Consider the following 20,721-nt stretch of genomic DNA (forward strand, 5'->3'; position numbering starts at 1 on the left):
TGTCCGCGCCAAAGGGGCCATAATGGCGGACGTGGCGACCGCAACGACAGCTCATTCGAGCGATTCCCGGATCCCGGCAGGACATGGACCTGTCAGTCGACCCAACCTGACGGCAGTCGGCACCATGGTGTGGCTGGCCAGCGAGTTGATGTTCTTCGCGGGGCTCTTCGCGATGTACTTCACGATTCGCTCCGTGGCCGGCCCGCTGTGGGACGAGCGCACCAGTCACCTCGAGGTCGGTTTCGCTTTCGGCAACACCGTGATCCTGGTGATCTCCTCCATCTGGTGCCAGTTCGGCGTTTTCAAGGCCGAGGCCGGCAAGCCCTCCCGCGATGGCAAGCTGTGGCAGCTCGGTTCGTGGGGCATGCGCGAGTGGTACGTCCTGGCGTTCATCTTCGGCGCCATCTTCGTCTCCGGCCAGGTGCTGGAGTACTCCAACATGGTCGGCGAGGGCATCACGCTCAGCTCTGACGCCTACGGCTCGATGTTCTACATGACCACCGGCTTCCACGCACTGCACGTGACGGGTGGCCTGATGGCCTTCTTGATGATCATCGGCCGCACCTTCACCGCCAAGAAGTTCACGCATCACCAGGTGACCGGCTCGATCGTGGTGTCCTACTACTGGCACTTCGTCGACGTCGTCTGGATCGCGCTGTTCGCCACCATCTACCTCCTCCAGTGACGGACTGCCGCTGATGTCGATTCCCCATCCCTCCAACGACGACAGGACGACTTCGTGAGTTCACTCGTTGCCCGCCGCCGGCACCCGGCAGCGATCGCGATCGTGTTGCTTCTCGGTCTCATCATCACCGGTGGCCTCTACTCCGCGTTCGCACCCAAGAACGCCGACGCCGCAAGCAGCACGGCCCAAGCCGCCAAGGCCGGCCACAAGCTCTTCCTGAGCAATTGCGCCAGCTGCCACGGCGTCAACGCCACGGGCACCGACGACGGTCCCTCGCTCGTCGGCGTCGGTGCGGCAGCCGTCGACTTCCAGGTCGGCACCGGCCGTATGCCGCTGGCCAACCCCGGCGTCCAGGCCGAGCGCGGCAAGCCGCAGTTCGACGACAAGCAGACCTCGCAGTTGTCGGCATACATTGCGTCCCTGGGTGAGGGCCCGTCCGTCCCGTCCAGCAGCCTGACCAAGGGCGGCGGAGACATCGCCAAGGGTGGCGAGCTCTTCCGGGTCAATTGCGCGATGTGCCACAACTTCGCCGGCTCCGGCGGAGCGCTCACCCGCGGCAAGTTCGCGCCGAGCCTGCGTGGCGTCTCCGGCAAGCACATCTACGAAGCAATGCTGACCGGCCCGCAGTCGATGCCGGTCTTCAACGACTCGAACCTCTCGCCGCAGGACAAGAAGGACATCATCTCGTTCCTGCAGAACGTCGACGCCGAGACCAGCCCCGGCGGTTGGAGCATGGGCAACCTCGGCCCGGTCCCCGAGGGCATGTTCGCCTGGACCATCGGCATCGGCATGTTGATCCTGATCGCTGTCTGGCTCGGTAAGAAGGCGGCCTGATGACTGACCACGAACCTTCCACCCCCGAGGAGTCGGCAGTGACCGCTCACGAGTCCGGCAGTGCCGTCGCGACCCGTGCCGACGAGCACGACGCGCTCCCCGAGCGCTTCGAGAACCCCGGCCTGCCCGAGCACGTGCACCGGCTCGGCGACCACGACGAAGCCGCCGCACGACGCAGTGAGCGTCAGGTGGCGTCGCTGTTCGGGCTGTCGATGCTCGCCACCGTCCTGTTCGTCGTCGCCTATGCCGTCATCGGCAAGGAGGACAACGTCACCCTGCCCATCATCGGCAAGGTGCACGCCCTGCACGTGGCGCTCGGCGTCACCCTGGCTGTGTCGTTGCTCGGCATCGGGCTCGGCGCGATCCACTGGGCCAAGACGCTGATGTCCGACGAGGAGGTCGTCGAGGAGCGCCATACCCTCCGCTCGGACGACGAGGCCCGCGCTGACTTCGTCGGCGTGATGACCGACGGTGCGGACCAGGCGCAGATCAAGCGTCGTCCGCTCATCAAGTACAGCCTCGGCGGTGCGCTCGGCCTGTTCGCCGTCCCGCTCGGCCTGCAGCTCGTCGGCGGCCTCGGCCCGTTCAAGGGTGACGTCGAAGACCTGCGCACCACCCTGTGGGACACGCAGGTCCCGGTGCTCGGCGCCGACGGCAAGCCCGAGATGAAGAACGGCAAGCCGGTCACCCGAGCCCGGCGCCTGATGCGTGACCCCGACGGCACCGCGATCCGCCTGTCGGACGTGACGCTCGGATCGGTCTTCCACGTGTTGCCCGAGGGCATCAACGACACCGAGAACCCCGCCGCCGAGAAGGTCAAGGCGTCGGTCATCCTCATCTCGTTGCAGGAGGACCGCATCAAGCACGCCCGGGAGCGTGACTGGGGCATCAACGGCGTCGTCGCATACTCCAAGATCTGCACGCACGTCGGCTGCCCGGTCGGCCTCTACGAGCAGACCACCCACCACCTGTTGTGCCCGTGTCACCAGTCGACCTTCGACCTCACCGACGACTGCCACGTCGTCTTCGGTCCGGCCAAGCGCCCGCTGCCGCAGTTGAAGATCGATGTCGACTCCGACGGGTACATCTACGCGCCGCACGGCTTCGATCAGCCGGTCGGTCCGAGCTTCTGGGAGCGTGGCTGAGCATGAGCGAGCAGACCAAGGCCCGCAGCACCGCTGACGCGCTGCGTGCAGACGACAAGAAGGACGCACCGGCCCCGAACGCCGGCCCGGTCGGCGCAGTCGCCAGCTGGGTCGACGAGCGCACCGGTGGTGCCAAGGGCGTCAGCTACTTGATGAAGAAGGTCTTCCCGGACCACTGGTCGTTCATGCTCGGTGAGATCGCGATGTACTCGCTGGTCATCCTGCTGATCAGCGGCACCTTCCTCACCTTCTGGTTCGTGCCGAGCATGGGTGAGACCGTCTACCAGGGCCAGTACGTCCCGCTCAAGGGCATGCAGATGAGCGAGGCCTTCGCCTCGACGGTCCGCATCTCGATGGACGTCAAGGGCGGTCTGCTGATCCGGCAGATCCACCACTGGTCCGCGCTGATCTTCGTGGTGTCGATCGCACTGCACATGTTCCGCGTGTTCTTCACCGGTGCGTTCCGCAAGCCGCGTGAGATCAACTGGATCATCGGTCTGCTGCTCGCGATGCTCGCCATGGTCGAGGGCTTCCTCGGCTACTCGCTGCCGGACGACCTGCTGTCGGGCACCGGCATCCGCGCAATGCAGGGCTTCATCCTTTCGATCCCGGTGATCGGCACCTACGTCAGCTACATCCTCTTCGGCGGTGGCTTCCCCGGGCACGACATCATCCCGCGGTTCTTCACCCTCCACGTGCTGCTGATCCCGGCGATCCTGGTCGGCTTGTTCACCGCGCACATCATCCTGGTCATGGTGCACAAGCACACCCAGTACCCCGGGCCGGGCCGCACCAACAAGAACGTCGTCGGTTTCCCGATGATGCCGGTGTATGCCGCAAAGGCCGGTGGCTTCTTCTTCGTCGTCTTCGGCATCACCGCGCTGATCGCGGGACTGATCTCGATCAACCCGATCTGGATGTACGGTCCCTACGAACCCACCATGGTGACGGCAGGCTCTCAGCCGGACTGGTATATGGGCTTCGCCGACGGTGCGTTGCGACTATTGCCGGGCTTCTTGGAGTTCGACCTGTTCGGGAAGACCTGGAGCTTCAACATCATGATCGGTGCGATCCTGATGATCCCGATCCTGTGGACCATCATGGGTCTCTACCCGTTCGTCGAGAAGTGGGTCACCGGGGACAACGAGGAGCACCACCTCCTCGACCGGCCGCGCAACCGTCCGACCCGCACCGGTCTGGGCATGGCTGCCATCACCTTCTACGGCATCCTGTTCGCCGCCTGCGGCAACGACATCATGGCGATCAAGTTCCACCTGTCGATCGACGACATCACCCGTGCCTTCCAGATCGGGTTGATCGTCATGCCGATCATCGTGTTCTGGGTGGTCAAGCGCATGTGCTTGTCGTTGCAGCGCTACGACCGTGATCTGGTCCTGCACGGCCGCGAGAGCGGCCGCCTGGTCCGCACCGCCAAGGGCCGCTTCTTCGAGGCGCACGAGGAGCTCAACGAATACGACCGCTGGCCGCTGGTCGCCTACGACTCCCCCGCTCCTGTCGAGTTGGAGCCGGCGACCGACGAGAACGGCGTACGTCGCAAGGGCGCCCGCAAGGATCGGCTCCGCGCCCGCCTGTCGCACTACTACTTCAAGGACCGCATCGAGCCGGTCACCCCGATGGAGTTGGCGGCAGCGCACCACCACGGTCACGAGACCGAGGAGATCGAGTCCCACCCGGACGACGCGGAGTCCGGCCACATGCACGGCGGTGCCGAGGAGATCGGCACACCGCACGCATACGGCCACCCGACACCCCGCGAGAAGCAGGACTGAGCAACCCGCTCAGCAAGGAAGCAGCCCAGCACACTCGGTGTGCTGGGCCGCTTCCTTGCGTGCGACTGCGTTAGGTGGCGGCTGCGTTGGGTGCGGCAAGCTGGCCTGCCGGAGTCAACTCTGCCGGTAGGCCGTCACCAATCGGTCGGCAGCGGCCTTCTTCACCAGTCCCGTCATGGCCATCGCCCACGAGCCGTCGCGAAAGCTGATCCGCACTCTGCCCCGCTGCAGCGCACGCGGGGCTCTGGTCAGCTCCACCACGCCGGCCCGCGGCACCTCGAACCGGATGCGCACCGGCGTGGTCCGCAACGTTCCCTCGTCGCCCAGCACAAGCAGCCGCCGGTCGGTGATCACCACTTTCGCCGCGGCGACATCGAGGGCTGCGCTGAACCGGTCGGCGAGTGAACCACGAGCGCCTGCCGCGTTCACTCCCCCGACGGCGGCATCCACCCATCGCTGGTCGACGGTCACACCCCCGGCCATCGGGTCGGCGTCGAAGCCGACGCCCGGCCCGGGGCGCGCCTCATCGCCGATACCGGAGTGTCCGGCCAGCTGCGTCGCACTCTCACAGGCCAGCACACGTTCACCGGCGTCCAGCAGGGCGCGCTCGTCGTCGGACATCAACTCCAGCCCGGTCGGGACGTGCATGCTGAATCCTGTCGTTGTCGGTCTCGTTGTCCATCGCCTCGTCACACCGAGGATGAGACCAGGAGACTGCCCGGTCTGCGCTGATCCTAGGCTGGGTGTCCATCGCCTGAACGGAGAACATGCCCATGCCGATCCGGATGAGCCGCGACGAGTTCGAGGAAGCCGTCGCAGACGCTCTGGACACCATCCCGCAGGATCTGCTGGACCGGTTGGACAACGTCGTGATCACCGTCGAGGAGGAGCCCGAGCCGGGCAGCGCACCCGGCCTGCTCGGCCTGTATGTCGGGGTGCCACTGACGGCACGGGACTCCAGCTACGGGCTGGGGCAGCTGCCCGACCACATCTACATCTTCCGGGGCCCGCTCACGCGCTACTGCTACACCCGCGACCAGTTGCTCGAGCAGATCCGAGTCACGGTGCTGCACGAGATCGGGCATCACTTCGGCATCAGCGACGAGCGGCTGCACGAACTCGGCTGGGGGTGAACGTGCAGCGGCCCGTCATACCAAGTGGTATGACGGGCCGCTGAAAAAAACTTCGCGGGGTGATCAGATGGAGTGCTCGCCGTGGAAGTACTCGAAGACCCAACCGATGGCGGCGAGTGCGACGAACGGCACTGCCAGCATCACCAGCCACCAGCCGACGGCCAGACCGAGCGCGACAACCCCGAGGGAGGCGCCGAGGTACAGCGGCCACCACGAGTGCGGGCTGAAGAAGCCGTAGTCGCCCTCGGCGTCAGCCTGCTCACCGAACGGGTCGTCGTCCGGTCGCAGGTCGATCTTGCGTCCCGTCCACCACAGGAATCCGCCGATCAGGGCGCACATGCCTGCGGTGAGGTAGAGAGCGACCGATCCGACCGGCTCTTCCCAGTTGCTGAAGACACCGTAGATGGATCCGACCACTACGAAGAAGGCGCAGATCACTGCGAACATCTTGTATTCGACCTGCATGGTGAATCCTCACTCGCCCTTTCCGGCTGCGTCGGACGACGTCGTGTCGGTGCCGGCTCCGGCACCGGACAGTTGCGCCAAGGTGTCTTCGGCCGGCTTCACCGACCAGTTCGCTGCCTGCGGGTGGTGCAGGTCGAACGCCGGGCGCTCGGAGCGGATCCGCGGGATCGAGTCGAAGTTGTGGCGCGGCGGCGGGCAGGACGTCGCCCACTCCAGCGAGGCGCCGTAACCCCACGGGTCGTCGACCTCGACCTTGGGCGAGGTCCGCCAAGACTTCCACACGTTGTACATGAACGGCAGCATCGACAGGCCCAGGATGAGGGCGCCGACCGAGGAGATGTCGTTCATCCACTGGAAGTCATCCGCCGGCAGGTAGTCGGCATACCGGCGCGGCATGCCCTTCACACCCAACCAGTGCTGGATCAGGAAGGTGCCGTGGAAGCCGATGAACAGCATCCAGAAGTGCAGCTTGCCCAGCTTCTCGTCCAGCATCCGACCGGTCAGCTTGGGCCACCAGAAGTACCACCCGGCGAACATCGCGAAGACCACGGTGCCGAACACGACGTAGTGGAAGTGCGCCACCACGAAGTAGGAGTCGGTCAGGCTGAAGTCCAGTGCGGGGCTGGCCAGGATGACACCGGTCAGACCACCGAAGAGGAAGGTGACCAGGAAGCCGATCGCCCAGAGCATGGGTGTCTCGAAGGTGATCGATCCGCCATACATCGTGCCGACCCAGTTGACGAACTTCACGCCCGTCGGGATGGCGATCAGCATCGTCATGATCGCGAAGAACGGCAGGAGCACCTGACCGGTGGCGTACATGTGGTGCGCCCACACACTCGTGGACAGCGCCGCGATCGCGATCGTCGCGAAGACCAGGGTCTTGTAACCGAAGACCGGCTTGCGCGAGAAGACCGGCACGATCTCGGAGATGATGCCGAAGAACGGCAACGCGATGATGTAGACCTCCGGGTGCCCGAAGAACCAGAACATGTGCTCCCAGAGCATTGCTCCCGCGGTCTGTGCGTCGAAGACGTGCGCGCCGGCGATGCGGTCGGCACCGAGGCCGAACAGCGCGGCGGCCAGGACCGGGAAGACCACCAGGACCAGGATCGAGGTGATCAGAACACCCCAGGTGAAGATCGGCATCCGGAACATCGTCATACCAGGTGCGCGCATGCACACGATGGTGGTGATGAAGTTGACCGAACCGAGGATGGTGCCGAAACCGGCAAGCGCCAGACCGAACACCCACAGGTTGCCGCCGGCACCCGGGCTGTAGGTTGCGTTGGACAGCGGCGCGTAGGCGAACCAGCCGAACGAAGCCGCGCCCTGGGGCGTCAGGAAGCCCGCGCTGGCGATCAGACCACCGAAGAGGTAGAGCCAGTAGGCGAACATGTTCAGTCGCGGGAACGCCACATCGGGCGAGCCGATCTGCAGCGGCATGATCGCGTTGGCGAACCCGGCGAACAGTGGTGTCGCGAACAGCAACAGCATGATCGTGCCGTGCATGGTGAACAGCTGGTTGAACTGCTCGGGGTTGTCCACGATCTGCAGCCCCGGCTCGACCAGCTCGGCGCGGATCATCAGCGCGAGCACACCGCCGATCAGGAAGAACGAGAACGAGGTGATGAAGTAGAGGTTGCCGATGACCTTGTGGTCGGTGGCGGTGATCCACTTGACGAACGTGCGACCGGGGTGGCGAGTGCGAACCCGGGTGGCTGAGCGCGCGTCGCCTGTGTCGCCGGAGTCTCCGACGCGTGGCGTAACGATGCTAGCCATTACTTCGCTCCTTCACTGACGATGTCAGAGCCCTTGACGCCCTTGGGGAGCCATTGCTGGAACTTCTTGGCGTCCTTCGCCTCGAGGTGGGACTCGTCGCGGTTCAACGCGTTGGACAGGAAGCCCACGTTGCCGCGTGCCTTCAGCTGGTTCATCTTCTTCTGGTAGTCGGACTGGCTGACCACCTTGACGTTGAAGAGCATCTCCGAGTGGTAGGCGCCGCAGAGCTCGGCGCACTTGCCCTGGTAGGTGCCGATCTCGGTCGGCGTGACCTGGAGGTGGTTGACCTTGCCCGGTATGACGTCCATCTTCTCCAGGAACTGGATCACCCAGAAGGAGTGGATGACGTCGCGTGAGGTGAGCACGAACTCGACCTTCTTGTCGACCGGGAGGTAGAGCGTCGGGATGGTCTTCTCCGGGTCGGGCGCCTTCATATCGGCCTGCACTCCCGCGTCATAGACGTTGGAGTTGACGTAGTTGAAGTCCCAGGACCACTGCTTGGCAACGACATTGACCATGACGTCCGGCGTCTGGCTCGTGTCGAGCATCTTGTTCTCCATCTCCACGGTCTTGCCGAAGAAGACGGCGACCATGAAGATCGGCACGACGGTGAACAGGATCTCGATGGGAACGTTGTAGGCCAGCTGGGGCGGGAGACCGACGTCGGCCTTCTTCCGCCGGTAGCGGACCATGCAGTAGAACATCATCCCCCACACGATGACGCCGACCGCCAGCGCCCAGACCCAAGCAGACACCCAGAAGTCGGTGATCTCCTGACTCAGGCTGGTGACGCCCTTTGGTAGGTAACCGCGCTTCTCCACGGGGGTGCAGCCGGTCAGCAGCAACGCGCTGACGGCGATCAGACCTCCGAAGGCGATCCTGCTGCGTCGCCGCCGCCCAGAAGGCTGGGTACGGCGCGCCGATTCCACGAGGGGTTTGTCAGATCCGGGCACACCCAGACTCTATCCCAGCCCCATTCGAAGTTGACGTCAGGGCAGGCCTTCCGAGCAGATCAATTCCACTGTCCCAACGCCCAACTCGACCGAAACGTGCCCGAGCCACCCTCGCGTTGCGGACGACGGCCGCCTCCACGGGTCGACCACGCCGCTCTACATATCGTCGAACGGGTGCCCGGAGCCGGGCGTGTCGGCCCAGCAACGGGGCAGTTCGACCGCCGCCGCGAGCTGCACGCGGCGCAGGTAGTCGGCGCGTGGCACTTCCCGGATCCCGAGCGTCGCCAGGTGCGCGGTCTGCCATTGCACGTCGATCAGCCGCCGCGGATCGCCATCGGCGAAGAACAGGTCGGTCAGGGCCCACACTGCGACCTTCCCCGCGTCGGTCGCGTGGTGGAACATCGACTCCGCGGCGAACACTCCCCCGGTGCACACGCCATACAGACCGCCGGCCAGGGTGCCGTCTTCGGCCCATGCCTCGATCGAGTGTGCCCAGCCCAGCCGGTGCAGTTGCTCGTATGCCGCCTTGACCTCGGCAGTGATCCAGCGCCCGGGACGTGACGGGTCACCGCACGCGTCGACGACTGGACCGAAGGCAGTGTCGTAGGTCAGCCGGAAACGGCGACGCGACCGCCGCAGCGATCGGGACGGATGGAAGTCGCCGGGCAGCAGCACGCCGCGGCGAACCGGGGACCACCAGCCGATCGGCTTGCGCCCCTCGTCGCCGATGCCCATCGGGAACATGCCCGCGCGGTATGCCGCCAGTAGCGTGCCGGGCTGCAGGTCGGCACCGACGGCGATCAGGTCCTGCGCGACGTCCTCCTGCTGCTGCTCGTCGAGGTTCCAGCGACTCGGAGCGGGTTCGACGGGCACGGGCGATCGGTCAGCCGCGCGGGCAGCTCAGCAGCGGCCGGACGGTGGATGCGGTCTGCTCGCCATAGGACTCGCCCAGGCGCGTGAGGAAGTCCTCCTTGCGCAGGATGTATTCCTGGGTGCCGACCGTCTCCAGGACGTAGGTCGCGAGCATCGAACCGATCTCGCCGCAGGTGCGCAGGTCCAGCTCCCAGGTGAGCCCGGCCAGGAAGCCGGCGCGGAACGCGTCGCCGACGCCGGTCGGGTCGACCCGGCTGACCTCGCCGGCGACGGGGATCTCGATGGGGTCCTCGCCGTGCCGCAGGATCGCTGCGCCGGCCTTTCCCTTGGTGACGATGCGGGTGCCGACCTGCTCCAGGATCTCCTCGGCGGACCAGCCGGTCTTCTGCTCGGTCATGTGCGCTTCGTACTCGTTGGTGAACAGGTAGTCGGCACCACTGATCAGCTCGCGGATGAAGGGCCCGTCGGCGAAGGCCAACTGCTGGCTGGGGTCGGCGATGAACGGTATGCCGCGCTGCCGGCATTCGACGGTGTGCCGGCGCATGCCCTCGGGGTCGGACGGGCCGACCATGACCATGTCCAGGCCGCCGACGCGCCGCGCGATCGGCTCCAGCTCGATCTCCCGGGCCTCGCTCATCGCACCGGCGTAGAAGGTTGCGATCTGGGCCATGTCCTCGTCGGTGGTGCAGACGAATCGGGCCGTGTGCTTGGTCTCGGAGATGTAGACCGAGTCGCAGTCGACGCCGTGGCGCTCCAGCCAGGAGCGGTAGTCGGCGAAGTCCTCACCGACAGCGTCGACCAACAAGGGATGCAGGCCGAGGTTCGCCATACCGAAACAGATGTTGGCCGCCACTCCCCCGCGCCGGATCTGCAGATCGTCGGCGAGGAAGGACAACGAGATCTTGTCCAGCTGGTCGACGACGAGGGAGTCGGAGAAGCGACCCTTGAAGGTCATGAGGTGATCGGTGGCGATGGAGCCGGTCACTGCAATTTTCATGGGACCAACCTACGGCCCGGGCCCGCATCGGTTGCGCGGGACCACGCGAAGAATCCCTAGTACCTCCGCCATACGTGCCTAGACTCCGGCCATGACCGACCCAGTCGCTGCGTTGCAGGCCGCCGTCCATCGCCGCACGATGGCCGGAGAAGCCAAGGACGACGCGGAGTTCGACGCTCTGCACGCGGACCTGCGCGACCATTTCCCGAAGCTGTTCGACACCTGCGAGCAGGTGGACCTGCCCGACCACGCCCTGCTGTTGCGGTGGCCGGGCGAGAGCAGCGAACGGCCCGTCGTGCTGCTGGCCCACCAGGACGTCGTGCCGGTCGACCCGCGGGACGAGTGGACGCATCCGGCATACGACGGTGTCGTCGCGGACGGCATCATCTGGGGCCGCGGCACACTGGACTGCAAGGGTTCGCTGGTGGCCATCTGCGCCGCGGTGGAGGAGCTGATCGCCGACGGCGTGCGACCTGCACAGGACGTGTGGCTGTCGTTCGGCGCCGACGAGGAGGTGCACGGGAGCACGGCGACCGCGGCTGTCACCGCACTGCGCGAGCGAGCCGTCGAGCCCTGGCTGATCCTGGACGAGGGCGGTATGGCGGTCAGCGGCGCGTTCCCCGGCGTCACCGAGCCACTTGCGGTCATCGGGCTGACGGAGAAGGGCGTGGTCTCGCTCGAGCTCGTCGCGCGCGCCGAGGGCGGGCACGCCTCGATGCCGCCGAAGGACGGTGCTCCGGCGAAACTCGCGCGGGCGATCCTGGCGTTGGACAAGCACCCTGCGCCGGCGCAGCTGCCCGAGCCCACCGTGCAGATGTTGCAACGCGTCGCCCCGCACGTGCACGGCCCGCTCGGTGCGCTGGTCGGCCGCGCGCAAACCCTGCGCAGACCGTTGTCGAAGGTCTTCGCCCGCATGGGTCCCACGACGGCGGCGATGACACGCACGACCTACGCGATCACCGAGCTGCGCGGTGCGCGGGCGAACAACGTGCTGGCGACCACCGCGTCGGCGGGCGTCAATCTGCGGGTCGCCGTCACCGAGACCGCCGAGGATGCGATCGAGCGGGTGCGCACCCTTGTCGGCGACGATATCGAGGTGGTCGTGCACGACGCGTACGACCCGAGCCCGGTCGCCGACCTCGGTGACGCGTTCGACTTGCTGGAAACCACGACGCGAGAGGTGATGCCGGACGTGGTGCCGGTGCCGTATGTCGTGATGGCTGCCACCGACGCCCGCCATTTCCAGCAGGTGTGGCACAACTGCTACCGGTTCAATCCGTTCCGGATGGACGAGGCACAACGGCAGAGCCTGCACAACGTCGATGAGCACCTCGAGGTCGAGTCCTACTTGGAAGGGATCCGCTGGTACCGCGCCCTGTTGCAAGCACTCTGACGTCGCCGACTGACGCAGTTCGCGCCGAGTGACGCAGTTGCAACTGCGTCACTCGGCGATAAGTGCGTCAGTGGGCAGGCGGATCGGCGACAGCCCACATCAAGGCGACCGAACGACCAGCCGACGGCCCGCGGAAGCGACAACCAAGACAGGGAGAGGGGGGGAACGAACTCGTTCGTTGCCGCCCTCTCCCTGTCTTGCGAGGAGCTGAAGCAGAAGGTTCAGCCGAAGCTGTCACCGCAGGCGCAGGAGCTGCCGGCGTTGGGGTTGTCGATGGTGAAGCCCTGCTTCTCGATGGTGTCGGCGAAGTCGATCTTGGCGCCCTCGAGGTAGGGGGCGCTCATCCGGTCGACGACGACCTCGACACCGTCGAACTCGCGCACGAGGTCACCGTCGAGGGTGCGCTCGTCGAAGTAGAGCTGGTAGACCAAGCCCGAGCACCCGCCGGGCTGCACGCCGACGCGCAGGCGCAGGTCGTCGCGGCCCTCCTGGTCGAGCAGGCTCTTGACCTTGGACGCGGCGACGTCCGTCAACTCGACGTTATGGGTCTCGGTGGTCGAGGAAGTATTGGTGTCGACACTCATTGCATCAAGTCCTTCTCGTTGCGGTCGAACTGCTGGCGGTCAGCTGCTGCAACACGGTGCCGCCCGCTCTTGTTCCCGTGCGTGGTGGTTCAAGCGTACGTCCTCCGGTCACGCTGCCGACCACGTCCCCGCCAGTCGGCGTGCCAGGGCGGTCAGTCCGGTCAGTGTGTCGGGATCGTCTCGGTGTCGCAGGCTCCGCGGGTCCACCAGCGGGTATGCCGCCGACGCGCCGAGCGACATGGTCTCGCGGCGGCCGACCTCGACTTCCTCGGCGAGCAGGATCGCCGGGGTCGCGGCGGCGACCGCGGCAGCGACTGTGGTGGCGACGGTGTCGTAGGCGAGGCTGCGCCAGTCGAAGATCCGCGTGGCGACGGCGACGAGATCGGCGCGGGCGACCTCGTTGCCGAATCCCACGCTTTCGGCGAAGACGTCCGCACCGGGCGCCAGCCGGGCACCCAGCACGCCGAGCGCGAACCCGGCTCCCCCGCCGGCACCGCTGCCGGGCTCGAGATCGAGCCGTCGCTGCTTGCCGGTCAACAGGTCGGTGCGTGGCGGTCGGATCCGCTTGGCCCGGTCGGCGAACTCGCCGATGCGTCGCTCGTGGTCCTGCGCCTGCTGCCGGGTCCAGCCGAGCAACTCCACGGCGACCGCGGAGGCACCCTTCAGGCCGACCAACGGTGTGTCTCCTTGGTATGCCGCCACCAGCTCGATGCCGCTGACGCGCTCCTCGGCCCGTCGGAGTGCGACTTCCAGGTCGTCGCTGTCGCCGAGCGTGTGCAGCAGGTCGGCTCCCCCGTCGACATCTCCTGCGCCTCCGACGCCGACCACGATCCGGCGGGCTCCGCTGTCGACCGAGTCCGCGAGCGCCGTGCCGAGCCGGGCAGAACCGCCGGACGAGGTCAGCAGTGCCCCGTCCAGATAGTGGGTGGTGCCGTCACGCAGTCGCCATACCTCGTCCGGGGTGGGGGCGAGCGTCGCGGACAGCGAGTCGACGAATCCGGCGCCGCCGCAGGAGAAGGGCACGGTCAGGACGTCGGCGGTCGGTTGACGCTCCCGCCAGCCGGCGGCGATGGCGGAGGTGATGTCGGTCGCGGACAGCTCGGCCCAGCGGTCGCTGCAGATCAGAACGCGCACCGGACCATTGTGCCGACCACCGCGGGCGGTCAGCTCAGCAGGAGCCGTGCTCCCCCGGCCAGGCAGCCGAGCGAGATCAGCAGCATCAGTGCCCACCAGAGGGTGCCGGGCACCCGGGTGATGCGCGCGAGCTGGTCGGGGTCGGACTGCCGGGCGGCACCCGCCCGGCGGCTGCGTTGCAGGTCGACCAGCGACCACGGGCCCGCGAGCAGCAGGAACCAGCCGAGTGCTTGGGCGACGGCGGTCTGTGCCGTCGGGTCGAGCCACCGGGTCACCGCGACCAGTGCGACACCGCTGGCCAGGACGACCCACAGCCCATACATGTTGCGAATCTGCAGCAGTAGCAACGCCAATGCGACGAGCAGCAGCCACAGGGTCGCGATGGCACGCTCCTGGTAGACGCCGAGCGTCACCAGCAGGCCGAGCGCCGCCGGTCCGACATACCCGGCCAGCAGGGTGAGCACCATGCCGATGCCGGTGGGCTTGCCCTTGGACACGGTCAGCCCGGAGCTGTCGGAGTGCAGCCGTATGCCGGACAGCCGTCGTCCGACCAGCAGTGCGACGGCGCCGTGCGCGCCCTCGTGGACCACGGTGACCAGGTGCCGGGTCATTCGCCATACGGGAGCCCAGGCGATGCACGCGAGCGCGACGAGCGCCAGCAGCACCGTGACCCGGAGGTCCGGCGCCGGCGTCGTCGCAGTCACCTGCTCCCACCATCGGTCCACGACCGCCGCAACGCACCGCAGCCGCGATCCGTTCCGGCCGAAAACGCATTGCCGTGCGATGGCTGATCGGACGAGGCTGCCCGGTATGGACCTTCCCGACCTCGAGCCGTGGGCCATTCCGACTGCCGCCGCGCAGGTGCAACGGTCCTCTCGCGGGACGAACAACGACGTGCGAATCGTGCGGACAACGCAGGGGCGCCTCGTCTCGTAGATACGAGAATCTGTCCGCGAGACAGGTCGTGGCTGAGCACCGACTGCTGCAGTGGTTGGACAGCAGGGAGCTCCCCTTCAGTGTCCCGGTGCCGCTGCGCACGACGTCCGGGACGACGTTCGCCGAACTGCCCGACGGTGGTGTGGCGTCCGTGCACGCGTTCATCCCCGGTGATCGGCCGAACGACACCGATCGCGAGATCGCCCTGACTGCAACGGCGTTCGCTCAGTTGTTACTCACCCTGGCCGATGCTCCCCCCGAGCTCGCTCCGCGCGACTGGAGCACGACGCGATTGTGCGACATACACCCCGGCTTGCCGGCTCCCGAGGAGTTGCTGGCGCGTCTGGCCAAGCACGATGTGGACGTGGGCTGGCTGGCGGACACCCTGGACGCCGAGCGCGACCTGCAGGCCGGCGAGATCGAGGTTCTGCCGGGGGTGGTGCGCCAACGGCTGGCGGGTTCGGTCCTCTGGCGGACCGGGCGCTGGCTGCAGGGCCGGAGCGACGTCGACGAGGTGGTGTCACGGGTGCGTGACGGTGCGGAACACGTCGCGCACTTGGGCTCCTATCGCCCCACAGTGCGCAGCCACAGGTCGGCGTAACGCGGACCGTCGACCTCGAGCGCGACGTCGATCACCGCGTCGGCGCGACCGTGCGGGTCGTGCGCGAGGTCGCCGCTCCAGTCGCGGACGTCGACGACGGTCCGGCCGCGGGACCACGTGCCGGCGAGCTCGACGCGCACCGGCAGCGAGGTCGTCGCGACGCCCTCCGGGTCGGCGACCACGCAGACGGCACCGGCATCGCCGATGGTGGCCTGCTCGGACTCGAAGCGGTCACACTGGAATTCGACGAGTTCCCCGGCCAGGCGGGTTGCCGGCGACACTGATGCGGCAAGGCGTTTCGCCTGCGCTCGGGTGACGGTGGGTGCATAGAAGACGTCCAAGCCGTACATCGTCACCGGTATGCCGAACTCGGTCGCCGCGTCGAGCACGATCGCCGTCGCCTCGGGGTCGTGGAAGACGTTGAACTCCGCAGACGCGGTGGCATTGCCCCGATGCGCCGCACCGCCCATGAAGACGATCCGGCCCAACCCGCGCATCGCGTCCGGGTAGGTCCGCGCCAGCAGCGCCAGGTTGGTCATCGGCGCTGTGGGCACGAGCGTGATCGGGTCCGGTGACGTCGTCAGCACGTTGTGCAGCAACTCGACCGCGTGCCGCCGATCCGGCTCCCGGTCGGTCTGCACCCAGCCGAGGTCGCCCATCCCGTCGTCACCGTGCACGTGCCGTGCGTGCACCGCACGCTCGATCAGTGGCCGCGCCGCACCGCGCGCGACCGGAATCTCCGGCCGACCGGCGATATCCAGCACTGCCAACGTGTTTCGCGTGACCTGGTCGACGTCGGTGTTGCCACCGACGCAGGTGACGGCACGCAGGTCGAGCTCGGGATGCTGCGCCGCCAGGAGCAGCGCACAGGCGTCGTCGACGCCCGTGTCGACATCCATGACCACCGGAATCCGTTGCATGCCACGACCGTATCGCCGTCACGATTCGGCAACATCCGCTGTGCGGCGGAAACCTGCGGTGAGGGTTGTCGCATCGCACGCGTGACGCCCCGTGGGGGGAAGAACGAGGAGAGGAACACCGATGGCGCCCGGTTTGTGGCTACGCCGCTCGGCCCAGATCCTGCTGGCTGCACTCCTGACGACGCTCGCACTGGTGGTGGTGACGCCCGCCGCCGATGCGTGCGCGTGCGGCGGTGCGGTCAGCGCCCCTGGTATGTCGATGACGGTCTCCGGCGAGACCGCGCTGGTCACCCGGCACGGGGACCGCGAGACGATCGTGATGTCGTTGCACGCCAGGTCCGAAGCGACGCGCGCCGGCCTGTTGGTGCCGACACCAAAACCGGCCAAGGCATCCCTGGCGGACAAGAAGCTCTTCACCGACCTCGAGCAGCAGACGTTGCCGCGGGAACGGACGCGCCATCATTTCTTCGGGCCGCCGGCCCTCTTCGGCACAGATGACCCGGCTGGCGGAGTCAACTACTCCGGCGACCGCGGGCCGTCGAGCGTGCGGGTGCTCGACCGGGTCGACCTCGGCCCCCTGGAGGCGGTGACGCTGACCGCGGGCAACGCCGATGACCTGCACACCTGGTTGCGCAAGCACGGTTTCGTCATGTCGCACGAGTTCGAGTCTCTCGTGACGCCATACCTCGACAAGGGCTGGGCGTTCACCGCGATGAGCCTCACCGCGGAGGGCAAGGCACTCTCCGGCGATCTGCCACCGGTGAGCCTGTCCTTCACCAGCGACCGGCTGGTCTATCCGATGCGGATGTCCCGCGGCGCCAAGGAGGACCAGACCGTCAAGACTTTCGTGCTGGCCGATCACCGGGTCCGGCGCACCGACCCGAGCGCGTCGCAGGGCTCGTTGGAGACGTCATACGCGGCACGTATCCGCCCAGCGCTGGTCAGTTCGCCGGACCTGAAGCGGCTGGCTCGTGGCAACCAGTGGTTGACGGTCCTCGACCAGTCCTTCGACGACCCCGCCACCCAGGTGCGCAGCGACTTCACGTTCGCGCCGGCCGCTGACGACACACCGGTGATCGAGTACCGCTACGTCGACGACTACGTCATCCCCATCGACGTGGCGATCCTGTTGGCCCTGACGCTCGCCGGCTTGGTCGGTGGCGTCGTGGTGGTGGTGCGGCATCAGCGGCGCAGCTGACCGTCCGCGCCGACTGCCGGGTTGGCGTCCTGCGGCACCCGCTCGGCGGGCGCGATCTCGCCGGGCGCGGTGCCGTCGCCGAAGGGCGAACCACCGAGCGACTCACGACCGTGCGGCTCCAGCCAGTTCGTCAGGTCGGGGCCCTGGGGCACGATGCCGGTCGGGTTCACGTCGCGGTGCACCTCGTAGTAGTGCCGCTTGATCTGCACGAAGTCGACCGTGTCACCGAAACCGGGCGTCTGGAACAGGTCTCGGGCGTAGGCCCACAGTGCGTCGAACTCGGCCAGCTTCTGCCGGTTGCACTTGAAATGCCCGTGGTAGACGGGGTCGAACCGGACGAGTGTGGTGAAGAGCCGGACGTCGGCGCAGGTGAGGTGCTCCCCCATCAGGTAGCGCTGATTCGTCAGGCGCTCCTCCAGCCAGTCGAGTGCCGTGAAGAGGCGGTCGTATGCCGCGTCATACGACTCCTGGGTGCCGGCGAAGCCGCACCGGTAGACGCCGTTGTTGACCTCGGTGTAGATGCGCTTCATCACCGGAGCCATCTCGTCCCGCAGCGCGACCGGCCACAGGTCGGGCGCGCCCTCGCGATGGTGATCGGTCCACTCGGTCATGAAATCCAGTGTCATCTGGGCGAAGTCGTTGGTGACGACTCCACCGGACGGCACGTCCACGACCGCGGGCACGGTGATGCCGCGCGGGTAGTCCGGGAAGCGCTTGTCGTAGGCGTCCTTCAACCGCGGGATCTGCAACACCGGGTCGAGGCCGCCCTCGTCCAGGTCGAAGGTCCAACTGTTCGCGTCGTGCGTCGGCCCGCACAGTCCGAGGGAGATGACGTCCTCCAGACCGAGCAACCGGCGCACCATGATCGCGCGGCTCGCCCACGGACACGCCCGCGCGGCGACGAGTCGGTAACGGCCGGCTTCGACCGGCCACCCGTCAGCACCGTCCTTGGTGATGCGGTCGTTGATGTAGCGCGTGTCGCGCTCGTATGACGCTTCGACGTAACTGCCCTGTGCCATGACCCGACGTTACCCCTCGAGACTCCCTTCGAGGCCGCGGGCCGCCCAGCGCGCCAGGCCGGCTTGCACGGCAGCCCCCGGCCAGGTGCCGCCTGCCGACTCCACCAATGCGCGACCCTCGCTCCGGATCACCTGCTGCACCTGCCGCATCGCGTCGATGACCGACTCCTCGTCCGCTGTCGGCACGCGCAGCGCGGCAAGTCGATCCCGTTGCGCAGCAGTCAGTTTCGCCGACCACTGCTTCACACCCATCGGGGGCAGCGGCTGGTTGGACTCGACATACAGCTCGTAGAGGAACAGACGGTAGTTGTGCACCGCTTCCTGGCCGAGCAGCCAGTCCTCGCGGCCCACCACCGCATCGGGAAAGATGGCCAGCTGACGCGCGAATTCCCGACCGATCCCTTCTAGACGCGCAACATCCGGCCCACGTTCATCGTCCTCCGCGGCAGGCACCGCCAGTCGTTCGGCCCGACGGTCGAAGACCACCACTCGGTGCCGGTAGGGCGTCTCCGCGACCTGCGAAACAGACTCCAGCACGGCGTCGACGCGCAGCCCCTCGCCGGTCATCAGCACGAAACTCCCTGGCACGCCAGGAATCTCATAGCTGATGGCCGGGTCCAAGAAGGCCCATGTCGAGCCACCGGCAGCTTCGAAATCATCCCGGTGCTCGTCGTGGACCGTGACGATCAGGTCCAGGTCGCTGCCGGTGTCCGCTACACCCCGACCCAGGGATCCACCGAGCCAGAGGGAAGCCACCCGCGAGTCTGCTGCGAGCACTTCGACAACCCGGTCGAGCAGGTCGGCATACCCGTCGGGAAGTGGTGCGAGGGCGCCCGCAACGGCGCCGGAAAGGAACGTGGTTTCGATACGGTCTCCGCCGCTGCGCTCCCGCGACCTACTCAACCGACGTTCCCGGCAGCCGCTGCAGCAGGAGCGCCTCGGCCAGGCAGACCCGCTCGAACTCGCCCAGGTGCAGGCTCTCGTTGGCACCGTGCGCGCGGGTGTCGGGGTCCTCCACCCCGGTGACCAGGATGGCTGCGTCCGGGAACTTCTCGGCGAAGGCCGCGACGAACGGGATCGACCCGCCGACGCCGATGTCGACGGGCTCGGTGCCGTCCCAGGCGTCCTGGAAGGAGGACCGAGCGGCGGTGTAGATCGCGCCGTCGGCGTCCGCGTCGAAACCTGCGCCCTCGTCGTCCAGGGTGACCTCGACCTGCGCACCCCACGGTGCGTTGTCGGTCAGGTGCTTGCGCAGCAGGTCGTATGCCGCGCGCGGCTCCTCCGACGGAGCAATGCGCATCGAGACCTTGGCGCGAGCGCTCGGCACGAGCGTGTTGGAGGCGACGTCGACGGCTGGCGCGTCGATGCCGATCGTGGTGATGGCCGGCCGGGTCCACAGCTGGGACAGGAACGAACCCGTGCCCATCACCTGGACTCCGTCGAGCAGGCCGCTCTCCTCCCGCAGTCGTGCCTCGTCGAAGTCCAGGTCCGCAGCGTCGCCGCCGACCAGGCCGTCGACCGCGACGTCGCCCTTCTCGTCGTGCAGGGACGCGAGCAGGCGCACGAGCGCGGTGAGCGCGTCGGGGACGGGGCCGCCATACATCCCGGAGTGGACGCTGTGATCCAGGGTGCGCACCGAGACGATCACGCGGATCATGCCACGCAGCGAGGTGGTCAGGGCGGGCACGCCGATCTTCCAGTTGGAGGAGTCGGCGAGCACGATCGCGTCGGCGGCCAGCTTGTCACCGTGTCGCTCCAGAATCGTTGCGAGAGAGTCGGATCCGACCTCCTCCTCGCCCTCGACGAAGACGTTGACACCGCACGGCGGGTGTCCGCCGTGCGCGCGCAGCGCCGCAATGTGCGCCATGACCCCGGCCTTGTCGTCGGCAGCGCCGCGACCGTAGAGGCGCCCGTCGCGCTCGGTCGGCTCGAAGGGTGGGGTGTCCCAGTCCTTGTCCTCACCGGGCGGCTGCACGTCGTGGTGGGCGTAGAGGGTGATCGTCGGAGCACCCTCGGGAGCGGCCAGCCGCCCGATCACCGCGGGGCGGCCGCCCTCGCGCACGATCTCGACCTCCAGCCCCTCACCACGCAGCAACTGCGCGACGGCCTCCGCGCTCTCGTCGACGTGCGACTGGTCGAAGGAGTCCAGCGAGACACTCGGGATGCGGGTCAGCGCCTCGAGATCGGTCCGCACCGAAGGCATCAGGTCGCGGATCGTGGCGGCGAGATCGGAGGATTGATCGGAGGAATTCTGAGCAACGTCGTTGTCGGTCACGTCG

At 67.3% G+C, this 20,721-nt stretch carries 21 protein-coding genes; 8 read left to right on the plus strand and 13 right to left on the minus strand.

Features of this window, described 5'->3' with window-relative positions; translation table 11 throughout:
- The first annotated feature begins 22 nt into the window (after nucleotides 1–22).
- From ctaE to qcrB, 4 genes are read left to right on the plus strand one after another with little or no spacing between them, the layout of a single operon-like run.
- A complete protein-coding gene (gene ctaE / locus ACSZL9_RS02940; RefSeq protein ID WP_446663969.1) occupies nucleotides 23–685 on the plus strand; it encodes an aa3-type cytochrome oxidase subunit III in 663 nt (220 codons plus the stop codon).
- 54 nt (nucleotides 686–739) lie between these two features.
- Nucleotides 740–1,519, plus strand: a complete 780-nt coding sequence (gene qcrC / locus ACSZL9_RS02945) for a cytochrome bc1 complex diheme cytochrome c subunit (protein ID WP_446663970.1) — start codon at nucleotides 740–742, stop codon at nucleotides 1,517–1,519.
- The gene (gene qcrA / locus ACSZL9_RS02950) at nucleotides 1,519–2,664 is read left to right on the plus strand and encodes a cytochrome bc1 complex Rieske iron-sulfur subunit (protein WP_446663971.1); all 1,146 of its coding nucleotides are present in this window, start codon (nucleotides 1,519–1,521) and stop codon (nucleotides 2,662–2,664) included. Before qcrC ends, qcrA begins: the two co-directional genes overlap by 1 nt.
- Before the next feature lie 2 nt (nucleotides 2,665–2,666).
- Complete coding sequence (gene qcrB / locus ACSZL9_RS02955) at nucleotides 2,667–4,454, plus strand: cytochrome bc1 complex cytochrome b subunit (protein WP_446663972.1); 1,788 nt, start codon at nucleotides 2,667–2,669, stop codon at nucleotides 4,452–4,454.
- A gap of 114 nt (nucleotides 4,455–4,568) precedes the next feature.
- On the opposite strand, the gene ACSZL9_RS02960 is transcribed toward qcrB, so the two are convergent.
- Nucleotides 4,569–5,102 carry a hypothetical protein gene (locus ACSZL9_RS02960; protein ID WP_446663973.1) on the minus strand — a complete coding sequence of 178 codons (534 nt, stop codon included), beginning with the start codon at nucleotides 5,100–5,102 and terminating at the stop codon, nucleotides 4,569–4,571.
- Nucleotides 5,103–5,227: 125 nt separating this feature from the next.
- On the opposite strand from ACSZL9_RS02960, the gene ACSZL9_RS02965 reads away from it, so the two are divergent.
- Nucleotides 5,228–5,587: a metallopeptidase family protein gene (locus tag ACSZL9_RS02965; RefSeq protein ID WP_446663974.1), complete on the plus strand. Its 360-nt coding sequence runs from the start codon at nucleotides 5,228–5,230 to the stop codon at nucleotides 5,585–5,587.
- Nucleotides 5,588–5,650: 63 nt separating this feature from the next.
- On the opposite strand, the gene ACSZL9_RS02970 is transcribed toward ACSZL9_RS02965, so the two are convergent.
- The 5 genes from ACSZL9_RS02970 to ACSZL9_RS02990 form a co-directional block, all read right to left on the minus strand.
- The gene (locus tag ACSZL9_RS02970) at nucleotides 5,651–6,052 is read right to left on the minus strand and encodes a cytochrome c oxidase subunit 4 (RefSeq protein WP_446663975.1); all 402 of its coding nucleotides are present in this window, start codon (nucleotides 6,050–6,052) and stop codon (nucleotides 5,651–5,653) included.
- 9 nt (nucleotides 6,053–6,061) lie between these two features.
- Nucleotides 6,062–7,834, minus strand: coding sequence for an aa3-type cytochrome oxidase subunit I (gene ctaD / locus ACSZL9_RS02975; RefSeq protein WP_446663976.1), 1,773 nt, complete (start codon nucleotides 7,832–7,834; stop codon nucleotides 6,062–6,064).
- Entirely contained in the window at nucleotides 7,834–8,787 is a 954-nt protein-coding gene (ctaC, locus tag ACSZL9_RS02980; RefSeq protein ID WP_446663977.1) for an aa3-type cytochrome oxidase subunit II, read from the minus strand. The genes ctaD and ctaC overlap by 1 nt, the downstream gene beginning before the upstream one ends.
- Before the next feature lie 156 nt (nucleotides 8,788–8,943).
- Nucleotides 8,944–9,660, minus strand: a complete 717-nt coding sequence (gene aat / locus ACSZL9_RS02985; protein WP_446663978.1) for a leucyl/phenylalanyl-tRNA--protein transferase — start codon at nucleotides 9,658–9,660, stop codon at nucleotides 8,944–8,946.
- Nucleotides 9,661–9,670: 10 nt separating this feature from the next.
- The gene (locus ACSZL9_RS02990) at nucleotides 9,671–10,657 is read right to left on the minus strand and encodes a carbohydrate kinase family protein (protein WP_446663979.1); all 987 of its coding nucleotides are present in this window, start codon (nucleotides 10,655–10,657) and stop codon (nucleotides 9,671–9,673) included.
- Nucleotides 10,658–10,748: 91 nt separating this feature from the next.
- Here ACSZL9_RS02990 and ACSZL9_RS02995 point away from each other — a divergent pair, with 91 nt between their 5' ends.
- Entirely contained in the window at nucleotides 10,749–12,050 is a 1,302-nt protein-coding gene (locus ACSZL9_RS02995) for a M20/M25/M40 family metallo-hydrolase (protein WP_446663980.1), read from the plus strand.
- 221 nt (nucleotides 12,051–12,271) lie between these two features.
- On the opposite strand, the gene erpA is transcribed toward ACSZL9_RS02995, so the two are convergent.
- The 3 genes from erpA to ACSZL9_RS03010 all read right to left on the minus strand — a co-directional run bounded on the left by erpA (nucleotide 12,272) and on the right by ACSZL9_RS03010 (nucleotide 14,472).
- Nucleotides 12,272–12,634 carry an iron-sulfur cluster insertion protein ErpA gene (gene erpA, locus ACSZL9_RS03000; RefSeq protein ID WP_446663981.1) on the minus strand — a complete coding sequence of 121 codons (363 nt, stop codon included), beginning with the start codon at nucleotides 12,632–12,634 and terminating at the stop codon, nucleotides 12,272–12,274.
- Between the two features lie 108 nt (nucleotides 12,635–12,742).
- Entirely contained in the window at nucleotides 12,743–13,768 is a 1,026-nt protein-coding gene (locus tag ACSZL9_RS03005) for a glycerate kinase (protein ID WP_446663982.1), read from the minus strand.
- 29 nt (nucleotides 13,769–13,797) lie between these two features.
- Nucleotides 13,798–14,472, minus strand: coding sequence for a M50 family metallopeptidase (locus ACSZL9_RS03010; RefSeq protein WP_446663983.1), 675 nt, complete (start codon nucleotides 14,470–14,472; stop codon nucleotides 13,798–13,800).
- A gap of 74 nt (nucleotides 14,473–14,546) precedes the next feature.
- On the opposite strand from ACSZL9_RS03010, the gene ACSZL9_RS03015 reads away from it, so the two are divergent.
- Nucleotides 14,547–15,305: a phosphotransferase gene (locus ACSZL9_RS03015; protein ID WP_446663984.1), complete on the plus strand. Its 759-nt coding sequence runs from the start codon at nucleotides 14,547–14,549 to the stop codon at nucleotides 15,303–15,305.
- On the opposite strand, the gene ACSZL9_RS03020 is transcribed toward ACSZL9_RS03015, so the two are convergent.
- Nucleotides 15,269–16,225: a nucleoside hydrolase gene (locus ACSZL9_RS03020; protein WP_446663985.1), complete on the minus strand. Its 957-nt coding sequence runs from the start codon at nucleotides 16,223–16,225 to the stop codon at nucleotides 15,269–15,271. The genes ACSZL9_RS03015 and ACSZL9_RS03020 overlap by 37 nt on opposite strands.
- Nucleotides 16,226–16,346: 121 nt before the next feature.
- Here ACSZL9_RS03020 and ACSZL9_RS03025 point away from each other — a divergent pair, with 121 nt between their 5' ends.
- Complete coding sequence (locus ACSZL9_RS03025) at nucleotides 16,347–17,423, plus strand: DUF2330 domain-containing protein (RefSeq protein ID WP_446663986.1); 1,077 nt, start codon at nucleotides 16,347–16,349, stop codon at nucleotides 17,421–17,423.
- On the opposite strand, the gene ACSZL9_RS03030 is transcribed toward ACSZL9_RS03025, so the two are convergent.
- From ACSZL9_RS03030 to ACSZL9_RS03040, 3 genes are read right to left on the minus strand one after another with little or no spacing between them, the layout of a single operon-like run.
- Nucleotides 17,408–18,442 (minus strand): glutathione S-transferase family protein, encoded by a 1,035-nt coding sequence (locus ACSZL9_RS03030; protein ID WP_446663987.1) that lies wholly within the window; start codon nucleotides 18,440–18,442, stop codon nucleotides 17,408–17,410. The genes ACSZL9_RS03025 and ACSZL9_RS03030 overlap by 16 nt on opposite strands.
- Nucleotides 18,443–18,451: 9 nt before the next feature.
- Nucleotides 18,452–19,345, minus strand: a complete 894-nt coding sequence (locus ACSZL9_RS03035; RefSeq protein WP_446663988.1) for a nucleotidyltransferase domain-containing protein — start codon at nucleotides 19,343–19,345, stop codon at nucleotides 18,452–18,454.
- Entirely contained in the window at nucleotides 19,338–20,717 is a 1,380-nt protein-coding gene (locus ACSZL9_RS03040) for a M20/M25/M40 family metallo-hydrolase (RefSeq protein ID WP_446663989.1), read from the minus strand. Before ACSZL9_RS03040 ends, ACSZL9_RS03035 begins: the two co-directional genes overlap by 8 nt.
- Nucleotides 20,718–20,721: the final 4 nt, after the last annotated feature.

This window comes from Flexivirga sp. B27 (assembly GCF_052905685.1).